Here is a 10,953-nt window from a genome sequence, read left to right on the forward strand (position 1 = left end):
GCCGCGCGCTACGACCGCGCGCGGCCCGCCTACCCCCGGGCCCTGATCGAGCGGATCGTCGCCGCCGCGCCCGGACGCGACGTCCTGGACGTCGGCTGCGGCACCGGCATCGCGTCCCGCCAGTTCCAGGAGGCGGGCTGCGCGGTCCTCGGCGTGGACGCCGACGCGCGCATGGCGGAGTTCGCCCGCTCCCGGGGCCTGGAGGTGGAGGTCGCCAAGTTCGAGGAGTGGGACGCGTCCGGCCGCACGTTCGACGCCGTCGTGTCCGCGACGACGTGGCACTGGCTGGAGCCGGACGCCGCCGCCGCGAAGGCCGCCGAGACGCTCCGCCCGGCCGGTGTGCTCGCCGCGTTCTGGCACCTCTTCGAACCCGAGATCGAGGCCGCCGAGGCGTTCGCCGCCGTCTACTCGCGCGTCCTGCCGGAACTGGAGGCCCTCAGCCGTCCGCAGGCGGGCGCGAACGGGTACGCGGCCATCGTGGACAAGGCGTCCGACGGCATCCGCGCGACCTCCGCCTTCACCGCTCCGGAGACGTGGGAGTACGCCTGGACGCGCCGCTACACGCGCGACGAGTGGCTCGACCACGTCCCGACGACGGGCGTAGCCCCGCACATCCCCGGGCCGAAGATGGACGAGCTCCTGGACGGCCTCGGGGCGGCCCTCGACGGCATGGGCGGCTCCTTCACCATGAACTTCACCACCCACGCCCTCGTCGCCTTCCGCCGGCGCGCCTGACCCCTTCCGGGTGGGGAGGGGCAGGCCGCAGCCCAGCCGTCTGCCGGGCTTCCCTTGATCAAGTCGCGGGGAAGGACCCGTTGGGACAGCACGTCCTTGCTGGTCAGCGGGGGGCGCGCAGGACTCGGCGCGCGAACGCGACGGTGCCGGCCGCCGTCCGGGCTCCCCCTCGGACTCACGGAAGGCTCTCTGGATGAAGATCACTCGATGGCTCTCCACGGTCACTCTCACCGCCGCCGTCGGTGTCGGCGCCCTCGCCGCTCAGCCGGCCTTCGGCGACGGGGGCGGGCACAGGGGCCAGAGCCCCTGCCATCGGCACCACCCGCGGTGCCCGGGTTCCTGCCCCTGGCACGACGGAGACTGTCCGGGCCGGGTCGGCCCGAGAGGACCGCGAGGTCCGGAAGGCAGGCCGGGGGCGACCGGCCCGGAAGGGCCCGAAGGCCGGCCAGGCGTGACAGGGCCGGAGGGGCCGCCAGGAGTCGACGGCGCGACAGGTCCGACCGGCCCGACAGGTCCGGCCGGTGCGAACGGCGTGGTCCAACCCACCATCACGGTGAACGGGACGCCCACGCCGACCAACGGAGTGAATGTGGCCACGGCCCAGTGCCCGGCCGGATACACGGTGGTCAGCGGCGGGTACACCTCGCAGCCCAACGGCTACATCGGGCCCGGCGAGAAGGGGCACCCCATCAACGACAACACGGGGTGGGAGGTCCCCACCCCGCTGGACAACACTCCCGGCGCCACGATCACCGCCTGGGCGATCTGCCTGGCGGTCGGATAGTCCGGCCTCGCGGCGACGCACGGGACGGCCGTTCGCGAATACTGATCAACATGGATGCGAGAGCACACGTCGATCAGTGGCTGGCCGGTTGGGAAGCCCGGGACCTGGACGCCGTCATGGCGTGTTACGCGGAGGACGTCGACTTCGCGGCGGCCACGGTCGTGACCCGCTGGAACCGGCCGGACGGACGGCTGCGGGGCAGGGCGGAGCTGCGCCGCCACTTCGAGCGCGGCCTGGAACTCGCGCCGGACCTGCGGTTCACCGAGGAGGCGTTCCTGACCAGTCCCGGCGGATACGCCCTGCTGTACAGGCGCGAGAACGGCAACCGCGCTCTGGACGTGGTCGAACTGGACGAGCACGGCCAGGCGGCCCGAGTCCGGGCGTTCTACGAGCAGGCGCAGCCATAGAGGTGTCGCGCGCCTCCTGGGCGCCCTCAGGCGTCCAGGAGGCGGCGCTCGGTGGCCGCGATGAAGTCGGTCAGGGTCTCGCGGGTGCGGGTGAGCGTGTCGATGTGCTCGTCCAGGCCGCCGAGGCGGGCGCGGAGCATGTCGATGAGCTCGGGGCAGGGCTCCATCACCGGATCGGCGCCGGTGGCGCAGGGCAGGATGTAGGCGATGTCCTGCGTGGACAGCCCGGCCGCGAGCAGCCGCCGGATCTGCGCCACGGTCAGCACGCTGTCGGCGGCGTACTCGCGGTAGCCGTTCGGCCCCCGCTCCGGCGCCAGCAGACCCTGGCTCTCGTAGTAGCGCAGCTGGTGCGCGTTCACCCCGGTCCTCCGGCTCAGCTCCCCGATCAGCACCGCGCGTCCCCCTTGACCTTCATACCGGTGTGAACGTTGAGGATTCTGCCATCGGTCACCACGAGAAGGCGGAAACCATGGACGACAACGGCAGAACTCCGGTCACGGTCATCGGTCTCGGGCTGATGGGACGGGCGCTGGCCTCGGCGTTCCTGCGCGCCGGGCATCCGACGACGGTCTGGAACCGGACGGCGTCGAAGGCCGAGGGGCTCGTCGCCGAGGGCGCGACCGCGGCCGCCTCCGCCGCGGACGCGGTCGCGGCGAGCCCGCTCGTGGTCGTGTGCCTCACCGACCACGCGGCCGTCCGCCACGTCCTCGACGCGACCGGCGGCTGGGACGGGCGGGTCCTGGTGAACCTCACGTCCGGGACGGCGCGGGACGCGGGCGACCTGGCGGCCTGGGCGGAGCGTCAAGGAGCCGCCTACCTCGACGGCGCGATCATGGCCGCGCCGGATCTGATCGGCGGGGAGGCGACCATCGTCTACAGCGGCCCCCGCGCCGTCTACGACGCGCAGGCGACGAACCTGCTGAGCCTCGGTTCGGAGGCGCGGCACCTCGGCGACGATCACACCCTCACCGCGCTGCACGAGACGGCCGTCCTGAGCCTGATGTGGAACATGCTGAACGGCTTCCTGCACGGCGCGGCGCTGCTGAAGGCCGCGGGCGTGGACGCCTCGGCGTTCGCGCCGCTCGCCCTCCAGGGGGTCGAGACCGTCGCGGCCTGGCTCCCCGGCTACGCGCGGCACGTGGACGACGGCGAGTACCCGGGCCTGGACTCGTCCCTGGACACGCACGTCGCGGCGATGCGCCATCTCGTCGAGACCAGCGAAGCGCTCGGCGTCAGCGCGGAACTGCCGAAACTGATCGAGGACATCGCCGGGCGCGCCGTCGCCGAGGGACGCGGCGGCGAGGGATACGCGGTGCTGGCGGAGCAGTTCGCCAAGCCGTGACCACCGGGGCCGAAGGGGAGACCGCTCCTCCCATCGGCTGACCGTGCCCCAGCCAGCGCGCCCGCGCCTGCCTGGCGCCCCTGCCCCGAGGCGGGCCGGGCGGGTCAGTCGCCGGACACCCAGTCCGGAAGCGGCTCCACTGCGGCTCGCCACGCCTCGGGCAGCCGACCGGGCTCCATCCCCGAGGCGATGATGCCGCCGACGATCGCGCACGTCGTGTCCACGTCCCCACCGGCGGACGCGGTCGTCCAGAAGGCCCGCTCGAAATCGCCGAGGTTCCGGGCGGCGGCCCAGACGGCGAACGGCACCGTGTCGTGCGCGGCGACGGCCCGTCCGTTGCCGAGGACGCGGGCGACGGTCTCCGCGTCCGACAAGGTGAGCAGCCGACGCGCCTCCTGAAGCCCGTCACACACCTTCCCAGGCGGAACGAACTCCAGAACGCGGTCGATGAACGGCCCCGGCCGCTGCGGCCCCGACGCGACGAGCGCGGCGGCGACGGCCACCGCGACCGCGCCCGCGACGGCCTCCGGGTGGGTGTGCGTGACGGTCGCGGAGAGCGCGGCCTGCCGAGCCGCCTCGGCCGGGTCGTCCGCGAAGTACGCGCCGAGAGGAGCGACCCGCATGGCGGCCCCGTTCCCCCATGAGCCGGACCCGTCGAACAGACCGGCCGCCAGTTCGCGCCAGTCGCCGCCCTCCCGCACCAGCCTCAGCATCCGATTCGTCGCGGGGCCGTACCCGCGGTCGAAGTCGTGCCGTTCGGCGAAGGACGCGGCGAGCGCGTCCTGCTCGACGCCCCCGTGGACGTCGAGGACGAGGTAGACCGAGCAGGCCATTTCGGTGTCGTCCGTCCACTGCCAGGGCGACGGCGGTAGCGACCGGGCGTCCAGGTGCGGCCGATTCGAAGGAACGAAGAACTGAGACCCGAGCGCGTCCCCGAGTGCGAGCCCGAGCAACGAGCCCCGGGCACGCAAGAGTCGATCGCGTGACATTCCCCCATCGTCCCGCCCCGGACGCGCGATGAGGTGCTCAGGCCCAGGGGAGGTGGGTGGTGACGGGGGTGGGGGTTGGTAGGGACTGTTCGGCGGCGATGCGCTTGACCGTCGCCGGGGTCTCGCCGATCTGGAACGCGGACACGCGGTCCCGGATGCGCACTGCGGCGTACGAGCCTTGCTCTGGCACCTCGTCCGGGATCGCTATCTGGTGGACGCCGGCGGCAAGTTCGCCGTCGAAGACGAGTGTTGACTGCGCGACCGGCTCTGGCGGCACGAACTTCGCCCAGAGCCCTTCGACCATGACGGACGCGGCGGCGTCGAGCGTTATGTGGAACGCCCGCGCGCTCGCGTCGTACTCCACGCCGGTGGCCGCTCCCTTCACGAACTCCTCGACCTGCGCGACCAGCAGTGGAGCGATACCGCCCAGCCCCTGCATGAAGGTCACCTGAGGGTTGAGGGCGCGGATGTCGGTGCGCAGCCGTTCCTTCTTCTCCGGCGGCACCATGCCGCCGAAGATCACGAGGTCGGGCTCGCGCACGTCGTAGTCGTCGAGCAGCGTGTCGAACTGGTTGCTGGCGTTGGCGGCGTATCCCCGTTCGCGCAGCATCGCGACGGCGTCGACCAGCACTGAACCGGTGCGTCCGATGATGAGTATGCGCAGCTTGTTGGTCGACATCCCCGCCCCCAGTTGTTGGCTCTACCAATGTTGGCCGTCCCAACATAACAAACCGTTGGACGCGCCAACAAGTGACCTACACTCGGGGCCATGCGTGACCATGCCGCACCGCAACGCACCCCGGACCGGCTCAAGGAGCGCCCCACGTGGCTGCTGGGCCAGGCCGCCGCGCGAGCTTCCGCGCTACTGGCCGCGGGATTCGCCGAGCACGCCAACGGATTGCGCGGGTACCACTACCGGCTTCTCGTCGCGCTTGAGCAGTGGGGGCCGGAGAGCCAGGCCGACCTCGGCCGCGACACCGGCATCGACCGCAGCGACGTCACCGCCGCGTTGAACGACCTCGAAGAACTCGGCCTCGTGGCACGCGAGGTCGACCCCGCCCATCGGCGCCGGAAGATCGTGTCGATCACGGAGTCCGGCACGGCGACGCTGCGCGAACTGGACGGCGTGCTCGACGGCATCCAGCAAGAGCTGCTCGCCCCGCTGTCGGCGACCCAGCGGAAGCAGTTCGTCGAGATCATGCGGCGGCTCAACGAGCACTGAAGGGGCGGAGGAAGACCCCGGCGGCACCGGGGCCTTCCTCCGCGGGCGGGGTCAGGCGAAGCGTTGCGCGGCCGAGCCGTTGCAGGGCTGGAGCGCCACGGCCTTGTCGGCCACCGGCTGCGTCAGGCAGAGGCCGTTCGCGGTGGCCGGACGGATCGTGCCGTCCGCGGGCATCGTCCACTGCTGGTTCGTGCCGCCGTGGCAGTCCCACAGGATGGCGGCGGTCGGGGCGGCGATGTTGCGGGAGTCCAGGCACCGGTCGTGGGACAGCCCGTTGTGGATGGACTTGTACGCCGGGTCGTACCACCAGGTCTGGTTGCGGCCCCCGTGGCAGGCCCAGCCCACGACGGCGGTGTAGTTGCGGGACGAGCCGCCGTTGGCGTCAACGCACTGGCCGGTGGCCTGGTTCTTAAGCGGCTTGAACTTGTCGTCCCACGCGCCCGGGTACAGCTTGGCGGTGTTGGTGGACGCGGGGTCGGCGCACGACGCCTCACGCAGACCCGAGTTGTAGAACTGGCTGAAGCACGAGGCGAACGCGCCGTGACCTGTGGCGTTGGGGTGGTACGACTGCCGGACGGAGTTCTCGTCCGGCGGGAACGAGCCGTCGTAGAAGAAGCCGCGCGCCCACGTCGTCTCGGTGCAGACCTCGTGTCCGTGGAACAGGCGGGAGGCGTCCAGGTAGGACGCGCCGGACTGCTGGGCGGCCTTGCGGATGCCGACCTCGAAGGCGGGGACGGCCGCGTTGCGCCCCCACGCCGCGTCGGAGTCGTAGCCGAGGCAACCGCCGGGGAGCTTGCCCGGGAAGTTCGGGTTGTCGGCCATGTCGGGGCTGATGGGCGAGGGGTAGCTCATCAGGACGAGCTTGTAGGAGTCGTCGGTGTACCCGGCGTCCCGCATGACCTTCTTGAGGTCGGTGACGGTGGCCGCCACCTTCGGGACCATGCCGTCCACGCGGGCCTGCCATCCCGGGGCATAAACCGGTTCGCACGTGCCCTTGGAGAGAATCCAGCGCTCGACGCAGTCGGTCATCACCGGGCCGAACTGGATGTCGTCGTTCGCGCCGACGACCAGCACGACCATCTTCAGGCGGGTGTTGCGGGCCTTGATCGCGAGGTTGTCGCTCTGGACGAGCTGGTCGGCGTACTGCTTCGAGCCGCCGATCCTGATGTGGTAGGTGGCCGCGCCCGAGCAGGAGACGTTGGTGGAGACGTCGGCCGGGATGGTGGTGCGGTAGATCGCCGCCTCCTGCGAGCGGTGGCACCAGTTCGTGGGGCCGGCGGTGTCCGGCCAGTACGAGCCGGCGCCCTCGCCGGAGATCTCCGAGTCACCGAGGGAGATCAGGCCGGTCTTGCGCTCGGCCATCGGGCGCTCCTCCGGGCTGCCGTACATCTTGGTGGCCTCGACCGCGCGGATCTGCTCCAGGTCGGCGGGCAGCGGCGTGCTCGCCGCCACGGTCGTGGTGGGGGCGGCGCTCGCGGAGGGGGTGGCGAGCGCCCCGAGGGACAGGAGGGAGAGGGCGGCGGTGGCTGCGACGAAACCCGTGCGCAGCCGTGGCCGGGGGTGGGACATGGGGGCCTCCCGGGCTGGGTGTTACCCCCGGTAATAACCCGGCCGACAAGCTCCCCGGAAGACCCAACATGAAAATCACTCAACTTTTTCGCCCCCGCGTCGCCCGGTGATGTGTGGTGCGCGGACGGCTTACAGGCTGCCGATGTGGTTGTCCGGCCGGTCCAGCCACAGGGTCTGCTCGTCGGCGGTCACCGTCAGCCCGAAGCGTTCCACCGTCGGCGACCCGGCTCCCAGCCAGGCCGCGCGCGTCGTTTCCACGACCTCCCAGACGTCTTCGGATCCGCCGAACTCGACGGGGCCCACGCCACGTCGCGAGACGGTCGCCCACGATCGGTTCGCGATGAGCGTCACCTCGTCCGCGCCCGGGAAGACGATCAGGCCCGGCAGCCTGGCCCACACCATCAGCCCCAGCCCCTCGACCAACAGCGCTTCGCCCGACACTGCCGTGGCGCGGCGGCGGGCGCGGGTCTTGTCGAGCGCGGGCGGCTCGGGGTAGCCGGACGCGTCGCCGTGCCGGGCGGGCATGAAGCCCGCGCGGCAGGGCAGCAGGTGGCCGCTTGCCGATCCGTTGTCCACGGTGAGCTTGGCCAGGGCGCCCGTCCAGAGCGCGCCGGGCGGCCGCAGGTCGGCGAGGATCAGGCCGCCTGGGGCAGTCTGCTCCACCCAAGCCCACGGCACACGCGGGAACGACACCGTCGCGATGATCCGGTCGAACGGGGCTCGCTCGGGGTAGCCGTCCTGCCCGTCGCGGCAGCCTGCGACCGGGTCGTAGCCGGCGGCTTTCAGATGCCGCCAAGCGGTCGTGGTGACGTCCGGGTCGACATCGACGGTGCACACCAGCCGGTCGCCGAGGCGTTCGCACAGTAGTGCGGCGTTGTAGCCGGTCCCGGTGCCGATCTCCAGCACCCGCATCGCGTCCAGCAGGTCCAGCTCGTGCAGCATCCGCAGCATCAGGCCCGGGGCGGTGGAACTGGAGACGGCGAAGATACCGCCGTGATGCTCGGCAAGGCGGGTCACCAGCGTCTGGTCGCTGTAGACGGCGCGCAGGTAGCCGGGCGTCCGCGAGGTGACCGGCGGCCCATAGCCGGACGAGGTAGACGGAAGGAACGTCGGAACGAACAGATGCCGAGGGACGTCGACGACCGCCCGGTGCAGGGCCGGGTCGGTGAGGATGCCGTCACGGGTCAACCGGTCGCCCAGCTGGACAGCGTAAGGTTTCCAGTCCTCCGCCGGTCCCTCGACCGTGCCCGCGATCATCGAAGGCCCATCGTCAGCGTCTTCGCGACCGTGGCAGTGATGGCCGTGAACGGAGGTCACTGAGCGACATGGAACGATCACACCTCCTTCGCAACGCCAGGATGACATCTCGACGCCTGCCGGTCCGTCCTTTGCTGAACCACGTCGCTGCGGACGGCCCGTATCAGCGCACCGGCGTCGCACTCGGCCGGTCTGGGGCAATTGTCGCTAGCGGCCGGAAGCTCTAGCGTGCGGGGATGAGTGGCGGACACGTCTACCTGGTCACGGTGGACGAGCACGGCTATCAGGTGCACGGGCGGCGGCGTGGCACGCACGCGTTGTACCGGGAGCTGCTGGCCGGTCCTCGGGATTTCGTTGCCGACGTTGAGAACTGCGGCTGGGGGAACGCGACCTGGTGGAACGGCGTCGTCCTACGGGACGAGCGGCAGCGATTGCTGCTGGTGCACTTGGCCGAGGATCCGCCGCTGCCGCGCGGTGACCTCCTGGAGGTTCGGGCGTGGCTGGCGATGGTCGCCGAGCGCTGGCCTGGATGGAGCGTGCGGTGGGCGGCGCGCGGGCTGCGCGAGGCGCTTGACCACCTGCGCTTGCCTTACGACACGCTGTCGGACCTGGAGGGGAATTCGCGGCCGCTGAGCGCCGGATGGGCCGACTCCCCCACGGAGGACGACGATCTTGGGTGGGTCGCGCCGACCCTGGTCGCCGTGCGCGAGCACGGCGAGAGGACGGCACCGTGGTTCGCCGGGTGCTGGAACCCGGGATTGGAGCAGGTGTTGCTGGCAGGGCCGGACGTCGTGCTTGCCGAACGGCACCGGGGGCAGAAGAGCGCGGTGCTGGAGGCCGTCCCCTGGAGCGGGATATGCGTGGACGTGCCGAGGCGGCGGCTGGACTGGTGGTCACTGGAATGTGCCATCGAAGTCGAGGCTGTGAACGCCCGCTGGCCCGGGTGGACACTGACCGACCACAACGACCGCTTCGAGGACGTCACGCCCCTCGCCGGCCCCGAACTCCTCATCGACGCCGGCACGCAGGCCGACGCCGCACACCGGGTCCACGCCGCCCTGCTATCCGGCCCGCGCCGCTGAGCGCCACAGCCAACGAGGGCCCAACCGCGTCCACCGGGTTATGCGAAGGGACGTGCCTTGACCGCTGAGGCGAACGTCCGCCACTCGCCGAGAGAGACGGCCAGCCTCGGCCCGTCCGGGTCCTTGGAATCCCGGACAGCGACGTCCACACCCACGTCTGCAATCTCGACGCAGTCGGAGTGCTGCGCTGAGCTGTGCCTACTCTTGCGCCAAGTGAGCTGAGAGACATCCGGAGTATTCATACGGACGGATGCTCCTTGACCGCGATCGTAAACGCTTGCCAGTCGACTGGGGAGACTGAGAGCTGTGGGCCTTCTGGGTCCTTGGAGTCCCGCACTAGCGTGGCCATGTCGAGGGCGGCGACTTCTACACAGTCGGAGCCGGTAGGTGTGCTGTAGGTGCTCTTGCGCCAGACCAGGTTGGTGTTCTTAGGCGTGTTCGCCACGTTGAGAGACCTCCTTGGCCATCGCAGCGATGAAGGCCACCGACTCGCCCGGCGACCACGCCGCATTGCGAATGCGTTCGAAGGACATCGTAATCCGATCAACCTGGATTGCACTCTCGACGTAGAGCTCACCGCCGATGGTCTCGACATAGACGACGCTGGGATCCTCCGGCTCGCTGTATCCGAGAACGACGAATCCGCTGTCCAAACCAGAATGCATGCCCGCCGAGAACGGGAGCACCTGCACCGTGATGTTGGGGCGTCGGGCCGCGGCTTCCAAGGAGGACAATTGTTCGGCCATGACACCTGGGGTGGTGGGCGAACGTCTGATGACGGACTCGTCCAGCACCACGTGCAGGGCCGGCGCTTCCGGACGAGAGAGCAGGGCTCTGCGTGCCAGCCTGGCTTGGAGGCGCCGCTCGAACGTCAGGCGATCGACGTCCCTGCCTTCGGCGGCCGAGATCACCGCATGCGCGTAGGCGTCGGTCTGGAGCAGGCCGGGGATCACCTGGGGATACCAGCCTCGGATGCTTGAAGCCTCGTCCTCAAGCGCCACGAAGGACGACTGGAAGACGTCGGAGTACGCCGTCCACCAGCCGCGTTGGCGCGCTTGCCGGGCCAGGTCCATGAGCGCCGCACGGTCGGGCAGGTCCGCGCCGTAGAGATCGAGCGCCGCGCTGACGTCGGCAGGAGTGGGGCGGGTTCGGGCCGCTTCGAAGCGCACGAGTTTGGTGCGTGACCAGCCGAGCCGGTCGGAGGCGGCCTCGGTGGTGAGGCCGGCGCGCTCGCGGTGCTTGCGCAGTTCGCGGGCCAGGCGTCGGTGACGCACCGTAGGGCTCTTGATACCGGTCATGACGGGAGCATGCGGCAGCCGCGCGGAGCACTGCAACCAGATCTGCAAAAAATCATGGACCAACTGCACTGATGCATGGACACAGGCGCCGCGACGGGTTCACGATAAGCGAGCGCAACCAAGTGACCACAGATAGTGATCACTGCCCGGCGCGGACGTCCGCTGCCGGGTCGAGAAGCCGCCGCGCGGCCGGGTGTGGATTGGAGCCCTCCCCCGGCCGCGCGGCCCATCCTCACAAGGAGGACGCACATGAGAATACGACGGTCAG

The 10,953-nt window shown here is 70.6% G+C and carries 14 protein-coding genes; 6 read left to right on the forward strand and 8 right to left on the reverse strand.

What is annotated here, in order from left to right:
* The 3 genes from AB0J52_RS13680 to AB0J52_RS13690 all read left to right on the forward strand — a co-directional run.
* Positions 1-735: class I SAM-dependent methyltransferase (locus AB0J52_RS13680; RefSeq protein WP_500181907.1), on the forward strand; the 735-nt coding region annotated here is incomplete at its 5' end.
* A 589-nt stretch (positions 736-1,324) separates the two neighbouring features.
* A complete protein-coding gene (locus AB0J52_RS13685) occupies positions 1,325-1,519 on the forward strand; it encodes a hypothetical protein (RefSeq protein WP_500181908.1) in 195 nt (64 codons plus the stop codon).
* A 50-nt stretch (positions 1,520-1,569) separates the two neighbouring features.
* Positions 1,570-1,926: a nuclear transport factor 2 family protein gene (locus AB0J52_RS13690; protein WP_500181909.1), complete on the forward strand. Its 357-nt coding sequence runs from the start codon at positions 1,570-1,572 to the stop codon at positions 1,924-1,926.
* Positions 1,927-1,952: 26 nt separating this feature from the next.
* On the opposite strand, the gene AB0J52_RS13695 is transcribed toward AB0J52_RS13690, so the two are convergent.
* Positions 1,953-2,318 carry a MerR family transcriptional regulator gene (locus AB0J52_RS13695; RefSeq protein WP_500181910.1) on the reverse strand — a complete coding sequence of 122 codons (366 nt, stop codon included), beginning with the start codon at positions 2,316-2,318 and terminating at the stop codon, positions 1,953-1,955.
* Positions 2,319-2,395: 77 nt separating this feature from the next.
* Between AB0J52_RS13695 and AB0J52_RS13700 the strand changes: the two genes are divergently transcribed.
* Positions 2,396-3,268: an NAD(P)-dependent oxidoreductase gene (locus tag AB0J52_RS13700; protein WP_500181911.1), complete on the forward strand. Its 873-nt coding sequence runs from the start codon at positions 2,396-2,398 to the stop codon at positions 3,266-3,268.
* A 104-nt stretch (positions 3,269-3,372) separates the two neighbouring features.
* Here the strand turns inward: AB0J52_RS13700 and AB0J52_RS13705 are convergent, their stop codons facing one another.
* Together AB0J52_RS13705 and AB0J52_RS13710 are read right to left on the reverse strand one after the other, a co-directional pair.
* Complete coding sequence (locus tag AB0J52_RS13705) at positions 3,373-4,257, reverse strand: ADP-ribosylglycohydrolase family protein (protein ID WP_500181912.1); 885 nt, start codon at positions 4,255-4,257, stop codon at positions 3,373-3,375.
* A 37-nt stretch (positions 4,258-4,294) separates the two neighbouring features.
* Positions 4,295-4,936: a hypothetical protein gene (locus AB0J52_RS13710; protein ID WP_500181913.1), complete on the reverse strand. Its 642-nt coding sequence runs from the start codon at positions 4,934-4,936 to the stop codon at positions 4,295-4,297.
* Between the two features lie 90 nt (positions 4,937-5,026).
* On the opposite strand from AB0J52_RS13710, the gene AB0J52_RS13715 reads away from it, so the two are divergent.
* On the forward strand, positions 5,027-5,479 hold the full coding sequence (locus tag AB0J52_RS13715) for a MarR family winged helix-turn-helix transcriptional regulator (RefSeq protein ID WP_500181914.1): 453 nt from the start codon (positions 5,027-5,029) through the stop codon (positions 5,477-5,479).
* A 51-nt stretch (positions 5,480-5,530) separates the two neighbouring features.
* On the opposite strand, the gene AB0J52_RS13720 is transcribed toward AB0J52_RS13715, so the two are convergent.
* Both AB0J52_RS13720 and AB0J52_RS13725 read right to left on the reverse strand, forming a co-directional pair.
* Positions 5,531-7,048, reverse strand: coding sequence for a ricin-type beta-trefoil lectin domain protein (locus AB0J52_RS13720; RefSeq protein WP_500181915.1), 1,518 nt, complete (start codon positions 7,046-7,048; stop codon positions 5,531-5,533).
* A gap of 129 nt (positions 7,049-7,177) precedes the next feature.
* Entirely contained in the window at positions 7,178-8,305 is a 1,128-nt protein-coding gene (locus AB0J52_RS13725; RefSeq protein WP_500181916.1) for a methyltransferase domain-containing protein, read from the reverse strand.
* Between the two features lie 236 nt (positions 8,306-8,541).
* On the opposite strand from AB0J52_RS13725, the gene AB0J52_RS13730 reads away from it, so the two are divergent.
* Positions 8,542-9,387, forward strand: coding sequence for a hypothetical protein (locus tag AB0J52_RS13730; RefSeq protein ID WP_500181917.1), 846 nt, complete (start codon positions 8,542-8,544; stop codon positions 9,385-9,387).
* Between the two features lie 38 nt (positions 9,388-9,425).
* Here AB0J52_RS13730 and AB0J52_RS13735 read toward each other — a convergent pair whose 3' ends face one another.
* Genes AB0J52_RS13735 through AB0J52_RS13745 form a run of 3 tightly spaced genes read right to left on the reverse strand, consistent with a single transcriptional unit; the run spans position 9,426 to position 10,685 of the window.
* Positions 9,426-9,629, reverse strand: a complete 204-nt coding sequence (locus AB0J52_RS13735) for a DUF397 domain-containing protein (RefSeq protein WP_500181918.1) — start codon at positions 9,627-9,629, stop codon at positions 9,426-9,428.
* Positions 9,626-9,898, reverse strand: a complete 273-nt coding sequence (locus AB0J52_RS13740; protein ID WP_500181919.1) for a DUF397 domain-containing protein — start codon at positions 9,896-9,898, stop codon at positions 9,626-9,628. The genes AB0J52_RS13735 and AB0J52_RS13740 overlap by 4 nt, the downstream gene beginning before the upstream one ends.
* Positions 9,816-10,685 carry a helix-turn-helix domain-containing protein gene (locus tag AB0J52_RS13745; protein ID WP_500181920.1) on the reverse strand — a complete coding sequence of 290 codons (870 nt, stop codon included), beginning with the start codon at positions 10,683-10,685 and terminating at the stop codon, positions 9,816-9,818. Before AB0J52_RS13745 ends, AB0J52_RS13740 begins: the two co-directional genes overlap by 83 nt.
* Positions 10,686-10,953 lie beyond the last annotated feature (268 nt).

This window comes from Spirillospora sp. NPDC049652, from assembly GCF_040675125.1.
In the GTDB taxonomy this organism is placed as follows: Bacteria; Actinomycetota; Actinomycetes; order Streptosporangiales; family Streptosporangiaceae; genus Spirillospora.